The organism is Rosenbergiella sp. YN46 (assembly GCF_036620675.1).
In the GTDB taxonomy this organism is placed as follows: domain Bacteria; phylum Pseudomonadota; class Gammaproteobacteria; order Enterobacterales; family Enterobacteriaceae; genus Jejubacter.
The window spans coordinates 76,550-90,897 of sequence record NZ_JAZHEE010000016.1 but is presented as its reverse complement, the minus strand read 5'-3'; the positions used below and the strand labels follow the sequence as shown (position 1 = coordinate 90,897).

The window sequence follows — 14,348 nt, the reverse complement described above, 5'->3', positions numbered from 1 at the left end:
TCCGGAAACGAGTGAGCGTTTCCGGATTCTTACACAACTATTGGATCGATCAACCGATCCTTAACTGATCGGCATTACGGCCTCAGTGGCCGGCGTTTTTTTTAGCTACGCCAGAAGGTGCGCGACAGCAGAATCAGTACCGGGTAAATCTCCAGACGCCCCAACAGCATAGCGGCGCACATCAGGTACTTGGCCGGATCGTTCAGGGCGCCGAATCCCGCCGCGGTTTCGCCGAAGCCCAGTCCCATATTGTTGATACAGGCGGCGACGGTGGCGAAGGCGGTCAGCAGATCGTAGCCCAGCAGGTTCAGCAGAATGATAAACAGGCAGGTACACAGGGCGTAAAGGAAAAAGAAGCTCCAGACGCTGCGCAGCACCCGATCGCTGACCGGATGGCCGCCGATACGCACGCTAATCAACGCCCGGGGATGCGCTAGCTGGTGAATTTCCTGGCGGCTTTGCTTAAACAGTACCAGGAAGCGCAGCGCCTTAATACCGCCGCAGGTGGAGCCGACGCAGCCGCCAAAGAAGCTGCTTAACAGCAGTAACACAATGATATGTACCGGCCAGTCGGCATAGTCGCCGGTGGCCAGACCGTTATCGGTAATCATTGAACTGGTCAGAAAGAAGGCGTGTACAAAAGATTCCGGCAGGTCATACAGGCCAGCGCGCCAGGCCTCCAGAGTGACTACCGCTACCACTATCGCCACCACCAGCAGAAAGAAGCGCAGCTCGGCATTATGCATAAAGGGCTTCAGGCTACGACGGCTGAGCACCACGAACCAGAGTGCGAAGTTGATGGCCGACAGCAGCGAAAAAACGCCCGCAACGGCTTCCACTGCCAGACTGTCGGCATGGCCCAGACTCTCATTCCAGGTGGAGAATCCCCCCAGCGATACGGTAGAGATGCCGTGGCACAGCGCGTCAAAGCCGGGCATTCCGGCGACCCAGAAGGCGAAGGAGCAGGCGGCGCCCAGCAGCAGATAGGTCAGCCATAGCTGCTTTGCGGTATCCGCCAGCCTCGGCGTCAGGCGCTCTTCTTTAAACGGGCCGGGCATCTCCGACTGATACAGCTTCATCCCCCCGATCCCCAGCAGCGGCAGCACCGCTACTGCCAGTACGATTACGCCCAGACCGCCCACGTAGTTAAGCTGCGCCCGGTAGTAAAGAATCGAGCGCGGCAGTCCCGAGACTTCACTCAGCACCGACGCGCCTGTGGTGGTGATCCCCGAAATCCCCTCAAACAGCGCATCCACCGTCCGTAGTTGCAGTTCGTCGCTCAGCCATAGCGGCAGGGCGCTGATAAGAGAAAATAACAGCCAGAACAGCACGATAATCAGAAAGCCGTCGCGGGTTTTGAGCTGAACGCTGCTGGTTCGCGTCATGGCCCAGCTACCAGCCCCCAGGGTGGCGAAGACGGCAAAGGTGATCAGAAAGGCGAACAGGCTACGCTCTTTGTTGATCAGTGCGACAAAGGCAGGCGGCAGCATGGTCAGACTGTAGAGAAAGACCAGAAAGCCGCACAGATGGATGACTATCCGGATGCGGGATGGGGGTGATGAAACGGATTCGGCGCTGGCGTACAAACCTGTTGTCCTCATGACTCCCCCGCCCGGGGGAGATCGTTCACATAAACGCGGCTAAAGATATCACAAGCGGTACGCCATATCCTGAAATCGTGTTTTCAGATTGCTTCAAGATTCAGGCCGCGGGTCTTCGGCCCGAACACTCCCACCGACAGCATCACCATCAGCATACTGAGCACGATAAAGACTATTACTCCGCCTGTGCCGCTGTATTGCAGGATAAGACCAATCAGAATGCTGGTAAACGCGGTGGATAAGCGGCTGAAAGAGTAACAGAAGCCAACGCCTCTGGCCCGGATATGAGTGGGAAAGACTTCGGCCTGGTAGGCATGATAGCTAATGGTCAGCCAGGCGTTGGACCAGGTTATCATAAAGCCGCACAGAATCAGCAGTAGCGGTTGATTCTGGAGCGCGAACAGGGTACCAAACACCACCGTGGTCAGAGAGGAGAAGACTATCTGCCACTTGTTCTCCATGCGGTGAGCGTAACGGCTGCAAATCAGACAGCCGATCGGGTATGCCAGGGTGATAAAGAAAGCGTAGAGCAGGCTGTGGGTGATACTGGCGCCCTGACCCGAAAGCAGCGCCGGCAGCCAGTTGCCGAAACCGAAGAAACCGATAGCCTGGAAAAAGTTCATCACGCACAGCATCAGGGTGCGGCGACGGTAGTCCGGCGACCACAGCTCCCGGAAGCTGCCGCGACCAGCGGCAGCGGACGAGATATCGCCGGCATCGAAGCGGGCGGCTGGCTGAAGACCGCAGCGTCGTTCCATATCGCACATCACCCGGTGAGCTTCATCACTGCGCCCGTGGCGCACCAGCCAGCGCGCTGATTCCGGAAGGTTCTTGCGCACCAGCCAGATAACCAGTGAACAGACGGCGCCAATAATCACCACCAGCCGCCAGCCGCTAATGCCGAAGTAGCTGTGAGGCACCAGCCACCAGGAGAGCAGCGCTACCGTGGGCACCGACAGAAATTGAATAAAGAAGGCGAAGGAGAACGCCCTGTTGCGCAGCGGCGCCGGTACCCATTCGCTCAGGTAGGTATCGATAGTCACAAGTTCGATTCCCAGGCCAATGCCGACCATAAAGCGGCACAGGATGACTCCTTCTGCGGTAGTTTGACAGGCCATCAGCAGGGAAAACACGCCATACCAGGCCAGCGCGAACATAAAGGTCAGGCGACGGCCGAAACGGTCAGCCTGGGGCGCCAGCAGGCTGGCGCCGATAAACAGTCCCAGAAAGGTCACTGAGGCGAATGCCGCCTGGTCGGCTACGCCGAACAGGCCATCGCTGCCGGTATGAAAGATGCCGTCGGCAACCAGACCGGTGCTGATCCAGGCGGTCTGGAACAGGTCGTAGAGTTCGAAAAAACCGCCCAGCGACAGCAGTACGATAAAGCTCCACAGGCCGCGGGAGGAGGGCAGCGCATTGATGCGCCCCGCAATATCACGTCCGGGTTCGGCATCAGGCGCTGTCGCATCGAAGGGTAAAGTGCGGGATTGCATGTTACTGTTATCCTCTGATAATTATTGTGTTTGCCCGTCAATGTTAATTTAATGTAAATGGAGTTAAATATTTAAATCATTAGCTGGCAGCGAAAATTCAGCGTAAAAACAGGGGCAGTGGCGTACCGTTAGTGAAAGATATCGGATAGTACGCTTTGGGCTTAGACGGCTGGAGGTGTCAGCCCGGAGAATTCTTCTATCCTTTAACGTATTCCGTTCCTTAATTGCCTCCTTACACCGGGCAGGAAACCGGAGCCTTATGAAAAAGAGTTTATTGTGTTTTGCCATCATGTTGACGGCCTGGAGCGCGTGGGGAGAGTCGCAGGTGCAGCCTTTCCGCCCGGCGATGGCGAGTTTGTCTAATGAGCTGGAGTTCGATGCGCTGCGCGGCAACGTAAAAAGCTTTGAGCAGGCGCTGTACGGCGGCAGCGATAAACCGCTGATGGTGGCGAAAGGCGTTTTTGATTCCAGCGGGTGCCTTAAGGAGTATGAGCGGGAGGACCGAACCCGCGGTGAGTCAATGAAGCTGGTGCGGGCTGATAACAGCAACACCCTGGTATCAGTGCGTGACAAGCGCAATACCATCGTACTTAACGACAAATGCCAGATTGTGGAAACCACCAACAGCGATCCGGCTCGCAAGCGCTATATTTACGACAAGGGTTTTCTGGTGAAGGTGAAGGATGCTAAAGACGCCTGGGTTTATCGGGAGTACTTCTATACTCGGGAAGGCATGCCTAAAAGTATTGTGTTCTACAGTGAGCAGAGCGATGTACTGCTAATCACGGAGCCGAAACGCAAGCTGGACGAACCCTGGGACTTCATTACTCAGGGGTTGAGTAACGGCATGCCGTTCTACCAGGCGCTGAAAAAGTGCCGCTACGATAAAATGGCCAACCCCCTGGTCTGTGATTACGCCGTTAACACCCTGACCGACGGCGGCGAAAAGAAAGAGCAGCAGCAGATTCGCTACCACACCACCTATTACTGACTTCCCGCTTGCCTGAATGCGGAGCCTCTGCCAGAGTATCGGCTTCGCAGGGGAGGGAATAATGGTCGTGCAATCAACGCGCTGGCTGGCGCTCAGTTACTTTACCTACTTTTTTAGCTACGGTGTCTTTCTGCCGTTCTGGAGCGTCTGGCTCAAGGGCAGTGGTCTGACGCCGGAAACCATTGGTCTGTTGCTTGGCGCCGGGCTGGTGGCGCGTTTTCTGGGGAGCCTGCTTTTGGCGCCGCGGGTGCGGGATCCTGGAAGGCTGGTGCAGGCGCTGCGTCTGCTGGCGCTGGTGGCGCTGATCTTCACGGTGGGCTTCTGGTTGGGTAACGCCGCGCTCTGGCTGTTGCTGGTGATGGTGGGTTTTAACTTCTTTTTCTCTCCGCTGGTGCCGCTGACCGATGCGCTGGCCAATACCTGGCAGCGTCAGATCACTATGGATTACGGCCGGGTTCGGGTATGGGGATCGCTGGCTTTTGTGATTGGCTCGGCCCTGACCGGCAAGCTGGTCAGCCTCTACGGTCACCAGGCGATCCTGATGGTGCTGACGCTGGGGGTTATCACCATGCTGAGCGGGATGCTGCTGCGGCCTTCTGTGGCGCCGGAAGGCGACGCCCGCGGTGCGGAGCATGCCGGCTGGCAGGCCTGGCGTCGGCTGTTACAGGAAAACTGGCGCTTTCTGGGCTGCGTGACGCTGCTGCAGGGGGCTCATGCCGCCTACTATGGCTTTAGCGCCCTGTACTGGCAGAGTGTGGGCTACTCGTCGAGCGTGGTGGGCTACCTCTGGTCGCTGGGCGTGGTGGCGGAAATTCTGGTTTTCACTTTCAGTAACCGGTTGTTCCGGCGCTGGAGCGCCCGGGATCTGCTACTGCTTTCCGCGCTGTCAGGCGTGGTGCGCTGGGGGCTGATGGGCTGGACCACCGAACTGCCGTGGATGATTGTGATGCAGATTCTGCACTGCGGCACCTTTACGGTCTGCCATCTGGCGGCGATTCGCTATATTTCGGCGCATCGCGGCGCTCAGGCGATTCGCCTGCAGGCGCTCTATTCGGCGGTGGCGCTGGGGGGCAGCATCGCGCTGATGACGATGGTTTCCGGTTTTCTCTATCAGCATCTGGGGGCCGGGCTGTTCTGGGTGATGGCGCTGGTGGCGCTGCCGGCTTTGATATTGCGGCCTTCCGTGGCGGCAAGGGATTAGCCTTCCAGTATTTCCCGAATATGCAGCTGCTGGCGCTCGCCCAGTGGCCCTTCGCTGTGGATAAGCGGTGGCGAAACCAGCGGCAGTGGCGTGGCGTAAGGGGTAATGATGACCGCCACCCCTTTGGGAACTCCCGTTTCCTGAAAATCGGTTAACGACTGGTGGCGGATGGCGATAGGCAGCAGCGTTAGTTCACGTAGCTGCTGCTCTATCTGCGCTTCCAGCGACGGATTTTCGCCGGTCACGATCAACACCTGTCGTTCATGAAGATCTTTGGGTTGTATTAACCAGGCGCCGAAAATGACCGCCACCAGCCCCGCCTCATCATCGGAAAAACGCACGCCGTAGCGATTTTCGAACGGAATTAGCGCTTCGCGGGTGGTGCGCATCAGTTTTGGGTAAAGCGTCGCCACATCCCGGGTCACCGGGCTGGATACCATGATATCGAACAGCGAGCGATCCAGCGCCTGGGCCAGATGAATATAAAGCTGAGTGCTCAAGCCTTTTTCGTCGCTAAAATCGCGCCCGGACAGCTCGCGAAAACAGGCGATAAGATCGGCGATGGCGCGCTTAAGCCGCCGGTCCTGGCGCTGGCTGTCGTTACGCGGATCCGGAGTGCGCAGCAGCATAAACAGCACCGCCAGGAACAGGCGTTCGTTTTCATGGGGGGAGTGCGGTGTGCGCCGGTCCCAGTGGCGTACAATCTCTTTCGCCGCCAGCGCTTCGGCGCGGGTCTGGGCCCAGCGCCGCTGGCTGTCGCTGAACTGGGGTATATGGCCCTGCTGATGCTGGGTCAGGCAGAATTGCAGATACAGGTTCAGGAACTGGCTGTCGACCGGGGTGAACTGGCGTTTCAGACGACGCGAGCAGAGGTTGACCAGGGCCTGAAGGTTAGTATCGTCATAGAGTGCGCGCGAAATCCCCTGCTGACGCAATTCCTGTTTCAGGGAGGGGGCGAACTGATGCCGGACGAAATCCGGGCACAGGCGTAGTCCCCGACGCAGCCAGTGGAGCAGGCAAAGCCGGCGATCCAGTGCGGTGCCTTCAATCCGGTAGCTACCGTCGGGCTGAGTCAGGATATTAAGCCGGTAATTTTCCCGCAGTTCATGGCGGGCGTCGGCGATATCCTGGTGAACGACGGCTTCATCCACCCCGTTGAGGTGTGCGATGAGCTGGGGCGTCACCGTCTGTCCCGGAAGACAGAGCATCAAAAGCAGGTGGCAGCGGCGTTGCGGATCGGAAAGCACAGAAGGTGGCGGGTGAAGCGTTGTCATCATCCGGTGTTCCCGTTAGTCGTGTTCAGATCCAAGGATAGTCGAAGTTTTATGCTCCGTTTTGTCTGTCAGACATTTTTCAACAGGTTGTTTCGCCTGGCTCACAGTATTATTCGCTGACGAACGGTGGATATTATTAAATCAGGAGGTTGCTGTACGCGGGGAGGCCATACCGGCGGCGGGAATGGTGATGTGGCTGGCGGTGACTCAGCCGGTGGGGTGAGGGCTCCGCCCCTTCTGAACCGGGGCGGAGCACGGGCATCAGCGCTTAAGCGCTTCGCTCAGTTCGTCGCGTACGCAGGCGAGCAGGGATTTCACGACTCGCGGGTTACCGGCCACGATGTTGCCGCTGGTCAGGTAGTTATGACCACCGACGAAATCGCATACCAGCCCCCCTGCTTCTCGTACCAGTAATTCACCGGCAGCGAAGTCCCAGGGCTTCAGGCCAATCTCAAAGAAACCGTCGACGCGGCCGGCGGCGACATAGCTCAGATCCAGCGCGGCGGAGCCGGTACGGCGGAAGTCGGCGCACTGGGTAAACAGGCTGGAAACCATGTTGATATAGGCGGTGGCGTGCTGTTTGGCTTTGAACGGGAAGCCGGTAGCCAGAATAGTACCGTCCAGATCGCGGGCGTTGCTGCCGCGCAGGCGATAGCCATTTAGTTGGGCGCCCTGACCGCGAACCGCGCTGAACAGTTCGTTACGCATCGGATCGTAAACCACGGCCACTTCGGTACGGCCCTTAACGCGCACGGCAATAGAGACCGAAAAGTGCGGCAGGCGTTTAATGAAGTTGGTAGTGCCATCCAGAGGATCGATAACCCACTGTACATCCTGGTCGCTGCCCGCCAGTTCACCGGCTTCTTCAGTAATGATGGAGTGCTGGGGATAAGACTTGCGGATAGTCTCGATGATAACGCGTTCGGCTTCTTTGTCGACGTTGGTGACAAAATCGTTGCTGCCTTTCTGGCTGGCTTCCACCGCGTCCGGCGTTTCATAGCTTTTAGCAATAAAATTACCGGCCTTGCGCGCTGCGCGCACGGCGATGTTGAGCATCGGATGCATGGGTTACTCTCACTGGATGTTAAAGAACGGGAAAACGGCCGGAGTATAGCAGAGGATTCGGAATATGTCTTCGCTTTATGGTAGGATCTGCCGCAAAACCTGATAAATAGTCCAGAGGCATATGCTGCAGAATATTCGAATCGTGCTGGTGGAGACCTCTCACACCGGCAATATGGGCTCGGTCGCCCGCGCGATGAAAACGATGGGGCTCACCAGTCTCTGGCTGGTCAACCCACTGGTGAAGCCGGATTCCCAGGCGATTGCGCTGGCGGCTGGCGCCAGCGATGTGATTGGCGATGCGCACATCGTCGATAGCCTGGACGAAGCCCTGAGCGGCTGTAGCCTGGTAGTGGGCACCAGCGCCCGTTCCCGGACGCTTCCGTGGCCAATGCTCGATCCCCGCGAATGCGGGGTGAAAAGCGTTGAAGAGGCGCAGCACGCGCCGGTAGCGCTGGTCTTTGGCCGTGAGCGCGTCGGTCTGACCAACGATGAACTGCAGAAGTGCCACTACCATGTGGCCATTCCCGCGAATCCGGAATACAGCTCCCTGAACCTCGCGATGGCGGTGCAGGTTATTGCCTACGAGGTGCGTATGGCGGCGCTGGCCGCAGCGGAGCAGGCTGCGCCGGAACAGAACGATGAAACGCCTTATCCGCTGGTGGAAGATCTGGAGCGTTTTTACGGTCACCTGGAACAGGTACTGCTGGGAACCGGCTTTATTCGCGCCAGCCATCCGGGCCAGGTGATGAATAAGCTGCGCCGGCTGTTTACCCGAGCCCGCCCGGAAAGCCAGGAGCTGAACATCCTGCGCGGGATTCTCTCTTCGGTGGAAGAGGTGAATAAAGGGAAGTCGCAAAATCAGAAATAGTTGAGTGTTTTACCCGGGTAAATAGTTGACCAAATTACTCAGGAATGTCAGACTTGTGCCGCTATGTAAAAACTATATCTATGGTAATCCCCCGGGTCGAGGGGCATTTTTGAGGTTAAGTAAGACATGAGACTGACATCAAAAGGGCGCTATGCCGTGACCGCAATGCTGGACGTTGCACTCAACTCCGAAGCGGGCCCGGTACCGTTGGCTGACATTTCTGAGCGGCAGGGAATCTCGCTCTCATACCTGGAGCAGTTGTTCTCCCGCCTGCGTAAGAATGGTCTGGTGGCCAGCGTGCGTGGACCGGGGGGCGGTTACCTGCTAGGTAAAGAGGCCGGCAGTATCGCGGTGGGCGAAGTGATCAGCGCCGTTGACGAATCCGTCGACGCGACGCGTTGCCAGGGCAAGGGTGGCTGTCAGGGTGGCGATAAGTGCCTGACGCACGCGCTGTGGCGCGATCTGAGCGATCGCCTGACCGGCTTCCTGAACAACATTACGCTGGGTGAACTGGTTAACAACCAGGAAGTGCTGGATGTTTCCGATCGCCAGCATAACGAATCTCATCGCACCAGCCGCGCACAGGATGCTATCGATCTGAAACTGCGCGCTTAGTACCAGAATAACGATATTCAGAATCAGGGCGGGGCGCATCGAGTGACTGGCCGTACATCCCGTCAGCCCGACCTGGTTCTTTGCATTGAAGTGATGTACGGAGCTTAAGAGCAATGAAATTACCGATTTACCTCGACTATTCTGCGACTACGCCGGTGGATCCGCGCGTCGCAGAAAAAATGATGCAATTCTTAACGATGGACGGAACCTTCGGTAACCCGGCATCCCGCTCCCACCGTTTTGGCTGGCAGGCTGAAGAGGCGGTCGATATCGCCCGTAATCAGATAGCCGATCTGATAGGCGCCGACCCGCGTGAAATCGTCTTCACCTCTGGCGCAACCGAATCTGATAACCTGGCGCTGAAAGGTGCAGCCAACTTCTATCAGAAAAAAGGCAAGCACATCATTACCAGCAAGACCGAGCATAAAGCGGTGCTGGACACCTGTCGCCAGCTGGAGCGCGAAGGTTTTGAAGTGACCTACCTGGCGCCGAAGGGCAACGGCATTATCGATCTGAAAGATCTGGAAGCGGCGATGCGTGACGACACCATCCTGGTTTCCATCATGCACGTGAACAATGAAATCGGCGTGGTGCAGGACATTGCGACCATTGGCGAAATGTGCCGCGCCCGCGGTATTATCTTCCACGTTGACGCCACACAGAGCGTAGGCAAACTGCCTGTCGATCTGAGCCAGCTGAAAGTAGATCTGATGTCGTTCTCCGGCCATAAAATCTACGGCCCGAAAGGGATTGGCGGCCTGTATGTGCGTCGTAAACCGCGTATCCGCATCGAAGCGCAGATTCACGGTGGCGGTCACGAGCGCGGCATGCGTTCCGGTACTCTTCCGGTACACCAGATAGTCGGCATGGGCGAAGCCTATCGCATCGCCAAAGAAGAGATGGAGACCGAAATGGCCCGTCTGCGTGGCCTGCGCGCCCGCCTGTGGGATGGTCTGAAGGATATCGAAGAAGTTTACCTGAACGGCGACCTGGAACAGGGCGCGCCGAACATTCTGAACGTCAGCTTCAACTATGTTGAAGGCGAATCGCTGATTATGGCTCTGAAAGATCTGGCCGTCTCTTCGGGTTCCGCCTGTACGTCCGCCAGCCTGGAGCCTTCCTATGTGCTGCGCGCGCTGGGGCTGAACGACGAGCTGGCACACAGCTCCATTCGCTTCTCTCTGGGACGTTTCACGACCGAAGAAGAGATCGATTACACCATCGACCTGGTGCGTAAATCCATCGGTCGCCTGCGCGATCTTTCTCCGCTGTGGGAAATGTTTAAGCAGGGCGTTGATCTGGACAGCATCGAGTGGGCTGCGCATTAATCGATTTCGGACGTAAGGAGTATTTAAGATGGCATACAGCGAAAAAGTCATTGATCACTACGAGAACCCGCGCAACGTCGGGTCCTTCGACAACAGCGACCAGAACGTGGGCAGCGGTATGGTCGGCGCGCCGGCCTGCGGCGACGTTATGAAGCTGCAGATTAAAGTTAACGGCGAAGGCGTGATCGAAGATGCCCGCTTTAAAACTTACGGCTGCGGTTCCGCTATCGCTTCCAGCTCTCTGGTGACCGAATGGGTCAAAGGGAAAACCCTGGATGAAGCCCAGGCGATTAAAAACACCGATATCGCGGACGAGCTGGAACTGCCGCCGGTGAAAATTCACTGCTCAATCCTTGCGGAAGACGCTATTAAAGCGGCCATCGCAGACTATAAAAGCAAACGTGAAGCAGAATAATTTTTTTTGAGGTTGTGATATGTCGATTACCCTTAGCGATACCGCCGCCGCGCGCGTAAACACTTTTCTTGCCAATCGCGGCAAAGGGTTTGGGCTGCGCCTGGGCGTGCGCACTTCTGGCTGTTCCGGCATGGCCTACGTGCTGGAGTTCGTCGATAGCCCCACCGAAGATGACGTGGTGTTTGAAGACAAAGGCGTGAAGGTGGTGATCGACGGTAAAAGCCTGAGCTTTCTGGACGGCACGCAGCTTGACTTCGTGAAGGAAGGATTGAACGAAGGCTTTAAGTTTACCAACCCCAATGTGAAGGATGAGTGCGGTTGCGGCGAAAGCTTCAACGTCTGATTCGGCCTCTCCTCTGACTGCCCCGCCACCTCCCGGTGCGTGGGGCAGTGCTTTACTTCGCTAACCCGGAACGGATATGGATTACTTCACCCTCTTTGGGCTGCCGGTGTGCTTTGCGCTCGACAACGCCAGCCTGGCTGCCCGCTATCAGGAGCTGCAGCGCAAGTTCCACCCGGATAACTACGCCAGCCGCTCTGAAGCCGAACAGCTCCAGGCCGTGACCCAGTCGGCCACCATCAACCAGGCCTGGCAGACCCTGCGTCACCCGCTATCCCGCGCTGAATATATGCTGTCGCTGCACGGTTTTGATCTGGCGAATGAGCAGCAGACGGTGCGCGATACGGCGTTTCTGATGGAACAGCTGGAACTGCGCGAAGAGCTGGACGATATAGAACAGGGCCGCGATGAAGCGCGGCTTGAGGCGTTTATCGCTCGCCTGAATGCAACGATTAAAACGCGCAGCGAGCAGATGATCAGCGAGCTGGATAGCGAAGACTGGGATCGGGCGGCTGACACCGTGCGCAAGCTGCGTTTTCTCGATAAACTGCGGAGCACAACAGAACAACTCGAAGAGAAGCTGCTCGATTTTTAATTCTGGAAGCTAAACATGGCCTTATTACAAATTAGTGAGCCCGGCCTGAGTAGCGCGCCGCATCAGCGCAGGCTGGCGGCAGGCATCGATCTGGGTACTACCAACTCGCTGGTAGCTACCGTGCGCAGCGGGCAAACCGAAACACTGGCGGGGAGTGATGGTCGTCATTTGCTGCCCTCTGTGGTGCACTACCAGCAACAGGGCCACCTCGTTGGTCTGCAGGCGCGCGCTATTGCCGCGCAGGATCCTGCCAATACTATCAGCTCCGTTAAACGTCTGATGGGGCGCTCGCTGGCGGATATTCAGAGCCGCTATCCCCACCTTCCTTATCGTCTGCATGCAAGTGAAAACGGCCTGCCGATGATCGATACCGCCGCCGGGGTGGTTAACCCGGTGCGGGTCTCCGCCGATATTCTGAAAGCCCTGGCCGACCGCGCTCGCGAAACGCTGGCGGGCGAACTGGACGGCGTGGTGATTACCGTTCCCGCTTATTTCGACGACGCCCAACGCCAGGGAACTAAAGACGCGGCCCGTCTGGCTGGGCTGCACGTTCTGCGCCTGTTGAACGAACCCACAGCCGCGGCTATCGCCTACGGCCTGGATTCCGGCAAAGAGGGGATCATCGCGGTCTACGACCTGGGGGGCGGCACTTTCGATATTTCCGTGCTGCGCCTGAGCCGCGGCGTCTTTGAAGTGCTGGCGACCGGTGGCGATTCCGCGCTGGGCGGCGATGACTTCGATAATCTGCTGGCCGACTGGCTGCGCGAGCAGGCCGGGGTGAGCGATCGCCAGGATGCGACGCTACAGCGTCAGCTACTGGATGCCGCGACCGCCGCCAAAATCGCGCTGAGTACGGCGGATAGCACGGAGGTCGAGATCGCCGGATGGCGCGGCAGCGTTACTCGTGAGCAGCTTAATGAACTGATTGCGCCGCTGGTTAAGCGCACGCTGCTTTCCTGCCGTCGCGCCCTTAAAGATGCGGGCGTCGAGGCGCAGGAGGTGATGGAGGTCGTGATGGTCGGCGGCTCCACTCGGGTGCCGCTGGTACGCGATCGGGTGGGGGAATTTTTTGGTCGCGAGCCTCTGACTTCCATCGATCCGGATAAAGTGGTGGCCATCGGCGCGGCCATTCAGGCCGATATCCTGGTGGGCAACAAGCCGGACAGCGAAATGCTGCTTCTGGATGTCATTCCGCTCTCGCTGGGGCTGGAAACCATGGGCGGTCTGGTGGAAAAAGTGATTCCGCGCAACACCACGATTCCGGTGGCCCGTGCCCAGGAGTTCACCACCTTTAAAGATGGCCAGACCGCCATGGCGATTCACGTGCTGCAGGGCGAACGCGAACTGGTACAGGACTGCCGGTCGCTGGCGCGCTTCTCGCTGCGCGGCATTCCGGCTATGCCGGCGGGCGGCGCCCATATCCGCGTTACCTTCCAGGTGGATGCCGACGGCCTGCTGAGCGTCACCGCGATGGAAAAATCCACCGGCGTGGAAGCCTCGATCCAGGTGAAACCGTCCTATGGTCTGAGCGACAGCGAAATCGCCGATATGATTAAAGACTCTATGACCCATGCCGACGAGGATGTACAGGCCCGTATGCTGGCCGAGCAGAAGGTGGAAGCGGCTCGGGTACTGGAAAGCCTTACTGGCGCTCTGGCCGCCGATGGCGAACTGCTGAGCGATCAGGAGCGTCAGACCATTCAACAGAGTGCGACCCATTTGCGCACCGTCGCCGACGGCGACGATGTCGATGCAATTAAAGAAGCCATTAAAACGATAGACAAACAGACCCAGGAGTTTGCCGCGCGCCGGATGGATCTTTCCATTCGTAAAGCGCTCAAGGGCCACTCCGTGGATGAGGTTTAATATGCCAAAGATTGTTTTTCTGCCCCATCAGGATCTCTGCCCGGATGGTGCGGTTGTGGAAGTAGAAGCTGGAGAAACTATCCTTGATGCCGCGTTGCGCAACGGCATTGAGATTGAGCATGCCTGCGAAAAGTCCTGTGCCTGCACGACCTGCCACTGTATCGTGCGTGAAGGCTTTGATTCGCTGGACGAAAGCAGCGAAGAAGAGGACGACATGCTGGATAAAGCCTGGGGGCTGGAGCCGGAAAGCCGCCTTGGCTGCCAGGCGAAGGTCACCGGTGAAGATCTGGTGGTGGAAATTCCGCGTTACACAATTAACCATGCCCGCGAGCACTAACGGGGATAGAGTGATGGGACTAAAATGGACCGACAGCCGGGAGATTGGCGAGGCGCTGTACGACAGTCGCCCTGACATCGACCCGAAAACCGTGCGTTTCACCGACTTACATCAGTGGATTTGCGATCTGGAGGAGTTCGACGACGACCCCCAGGCCTCGAATGAAAAGATTCTTGAGGCGATACTGCTGGTCTGGCTGGACGAAGCGGATTAACGATAACGGGTAAAGAGGGAAAAAACGTGGTGTTTCCCTCTTTATGATAATCGCTCGAAAATCAATGAATTGATTTTCCGTGATTTATTAATTGATTCGGGCTGAACTTGTTCGACCCGGAGGTTGTCAAGAATCTCACGGGCTG

At 57.6% G+C, this 14,348-nt stretch carries 15 protein-coding genes; 11 read left to right on the top strand and 4 right to left on the bottom strand.

Annotated elements, in window-relative coordinates:
- Positions 1 to 101: 101 nt before the first annotated feature.
- Both V3W49_RS13220 and V3W49_RS13215 read right to left on the bottom strand, forming a co-directional pair.
- Positions 102 to 1,601, bottom strand: coding sequence for a TrkH family potassium uptake protein (locus V3W49_RS13220; protein WP_500146059.1), 1,500 nt, complete (start codon positions 1,599 to 1,601; stop codon positions 102 to 104).
- Between the two features lie 83 nt (positions 1,602 to 1,684).
- The gene (locus V3W49_RS13215) at positions 1,685 to 3,094 is read right to left on the bottom strand and encodes an MFS transporter (RefSeq protein ID WP_500146058.1); all 1,410 of its coding nucleotides are present in this window, start codon (positions 3,092 to 3,094) and stop codon (positions 1,685 to 1,687) included.
- A 259-nt stretch (positions 3,095 to 3,353) separates the two neighbouring features.
- On the opposite strand from V3W49_RS13215, the gene V3W49_RS13210 reads away from it, so the two are divergent.
- Positions 3,354 to 4,085, top strand: coding sequence for a YnfC family lipoprotein (locus V3W49_RS13210; protein ID WP_500146056.1), 732 nt, complete (start codon positions 3,354 to 3,356; stop codon positions 4,083 to 4,085).
- A gap of 61 nt (positions 4,086 to 4,146) precedes the next feature.
- Positions 4,147 to 5,286, top strand: a complete 1,140-nt coding sequence (locus V3W49_RS13205) for a 3-phenylpropionate MFS transporter (RefSeq protein WP_500146055.1) — start codon at positions 4,147 to 4,149, stop codon at positions 5,284 to 5,286.
- Here the strand turns inward: V3W49_RS13205 and csiE are convergent.
- Complete coding sequence (gene csiE, locus V3W49_RS13200) at positions 5,283 to 6,560, bottom strand: stationary phase inducible protein CsiE (RefSeq protein WP_500146066.1); 1,278 nt, start codon at positions 6,558 to 6,560, stop codon at positions 5,283 to 5,285. The genes V3W49_RS13205 and csiE overlap by 4 nt on opposite strands.
- 261 nt (positions 6,561 to 6,821) lie before the next feature.
- Positions 6,822 to 7,625 carry an inositol-1-monophosphatase gene (gene suhB / locus V3W49_RS13195; RefSeq protein ID WP_500146053.1) on the bottom strand — a complete coding sequence of 268 codons (804 nt, stop codon included), beginning with the start codon at positions 7,623 to 7,625 and terminating at the stop codon, positions 6,822 to 6,824.
- A 121-nt stretch (positions 7,626 to 7,746) separates the two neighbouring features.
- On the opposite strand from suhB, the gene trmJ reads away from it, so the two are divergent.
- From trmJ to iscX, 9 genes are all read left to right on the top strand, one after another.
- Positions 7,747 to 8,493 (top strand): tRNA (cytosine(32)/uridine(32)-2'-O)-methyltransferase TrmJ, encoded by a 747-nt coding sequence (gene trmJ / locus V3W49_RS13190; protein WP_500146052.1) that lies wholly within the window; start codon positions 7,747 to 7,749, stop codon positions 8,491 to 8,493.
- 126 nt (positions 8,494 to 8,619) lie between these two features.
- Positions 8,620 to 9,108 carry a Fe-S cluster assembly transcriptional regulator IscR gene (gene iscR / locus V3W49_RS13185; RefSeq protein WP_500146051.1) on the top strand — a complete coding sequence of 163 codons (489 nt, stop codon included), beginning with the start codon at positions 8,620 to 8,622 and terminating at the stop codon, positions 9,106 to 9,108.
- Between the two features lie 113 nt (positions 9,109 to 9,221).
- Complete coding sequence (gene iscS / locus V3W49_RS13180) at positions 9,222 to 10,436, top strand: cysteine desulfurase (protein ID WP_500146049.1); 1,215 nt, start codon at positions 9,222 to 9,224, stop codon at positions 10,434 to 10,436.
- A gap of 28 nt (positions 10,437 to 10,464) precedes the next feature.
- Entirely contained in the window at positions 10,465 to 10,851 is a 387-nt protein-coding gene (gene iscU / locus V3W49_RS13175; RefSeq protein WP_138098907.1) for a Fe-S cluster assembly scaffold IscU, read from the top strand.
- Positions 10,852 to 10,870: 19 nt separating this feature from the next.
- Positions 10,871 to 11,194 (top strand): iron-sulfur cluster assembly protein IscA, encoded by a 324-nt coding sequence (gene iscA / locus V3W49_RS13170; protein ID WP_500146048.1) that lies wholly within the window; start codon positions 10,871 to 10,873, stop codon positions 11,192 to 11,194.
- Positions 11,195 to 11,270: 76 nt separating this feature from the next.
- Positions 11,271 to 11,786, top strand: coding sequence for a co-chaperone HscB (hscB, locus tag V3W49_RS13165; protein WP_500146047.1), 516 nt, complete (start codon positions 11,271 to 11,273; stop codon positions 11,784 to 11,786).
- A 15-nt stretch (positions 11,787 to 11,801) separates the two neighbouring features.
- Positions 11,802 to 13,652, top strand: a complete 1,851-nt coding sequence (hscA, locus tag V3W49_RS13160) for a Fe-S protein assembly chaperone HscA (protein ID WP_500146046.1) — start codon at positions 11,802 to 11,804, stop codon at positions 13,650 to 13,652.
- A 1-nt stretch (position 13,653) separates the two neighbouring features.
- Positions 13,654 to 13,989, top strand: coding sequence for an ISC system 2Fe-2S type ferredoxin (gene fdx / locus V3W49_RS13155; RefSeq protein WP_500146044.1), 336 nt, complete (start codon positions 13,654 to 13,656; stop codon positions 13,987 to 13,989).
- Positions 13,990 to 14,002: 13 nt separating this feature from the next.
- Positions 14,003 to 14,203, top strand: coding sequence for a Fe-S cluster assembly protein IscX (gene iscX / locus V3W49_RS13150; RefSeq protein WP_154774551.1), 201 nt, complete (start codon positions 14,003 to 14,005; stop codon positions 14,201 to 14,203).
- The last annotated feature ends 145 nt before the right edge of the window (positions 14,204 to 14,348 follow it).

Excerpts from the sequence above, each read along its gene's own strand:
- V3W49_RS13220 (WP_500146059.1), bottom strand. The coding sequence starts at position 1,601 with ATGAGGACAACAGGTTTGTACGCCAGCGCCGAATCCGTTTCATCACCC.
- iscA (WP_500146048.1), top strand. The coding sequence starts at position 10,871 with ATGTCGATTACCCTTAGCGATACCGCCGCCGCGCGCGTAAACACTTTT.
- trmJ (WP_500146052.1), top strand. The coding sequence starts at position 7,747 with ATGCTGCAGAATATTCGAATCGTGCTGGTGGAGACCTCTCACACCGGC.
- hscA (WP_500146046.1), top strand. The coding sequence starts at position 11,802 with ATGGCCTTATTACAAATTAGTGAGCCCGGCCTGAGTAGCGCGCCGCAT.
- iscU (WP_138098907.1), top strand. The coding sequence starts at position 10,465 with ATGGCATACAGCGAAAAAGTCATTGATCACTACGAGAACCCGCGCAAC.
- V3W49_RS13215 (WP_500146058.1), bottom strand. The coding sequence starts at position 3,094 with ATGCAATCCCGCACTTTACCCTTCGATGCGACAGCGCCTGATGCCGAA.
- V3W49_RS13205 (WP_500146055.1), top strand. The coding sequence starts at position 4,147 with ATGGTCGTGCAATCAACGCGCTGGCTGGCGCTCAGTTACTTTACCTAC.
- iscS (WP_500146049.1), top strand. The coding sequence starts at position 9,222 with ATGAAATTACCGATTTACCTCGACTATTCTGCGACTACGCCGGTGGAT.
- V3W49_RS13210 (WP_500146056.1), top strand. The coding sequence starts at position 3,354 with ATGAAAAAGAGTTTATTGTGTTTTGCCATCATGTTGACGGCCTGGAGC.
- suhB (WP_500146053.1), bottom strand. The coding sequence starts at position 7,625 with ATGCATCCGATGCTCAACATCGCCGTGCGCGCAGCGCGCAAGGCCGGT.
- iscX (WP_154774551.1), top strand. The coding sequence starts at position 14,003 with ATGGGACTAAAATGGACCGACAGCCGGGAGATTGGCGAGGCGCTGTAC.
- fdx (WP_500146044.1), top strand. The coding sequence starts at position 13,654 with ATGCCAAAGATTGTTTTTCTGCCCCATCAGGATCTCTGCCCGGATGGT.
- hscB (WP_500146047.1), top strand. The coding sequence starts at position 11,271 with ATGGATTACTTCACCCTCTTTGGGCTGCCGGTGTGCTTTGCGCTCGAC.
- csiE (WP_500146066.1), bottom strand. The coding sequence starts at position 6,560 with ATGACAACGCTTCACCCGCCACCTTCTGTGCTTTCCGATCCGCAACGC.
- iscR (WP_500146051.1), top strand. The coding sequence starts at position 8,620 with ATGAGACTGACATCAAAAGGGCGCTATGCCGTGACCGCAATGCTGGAC.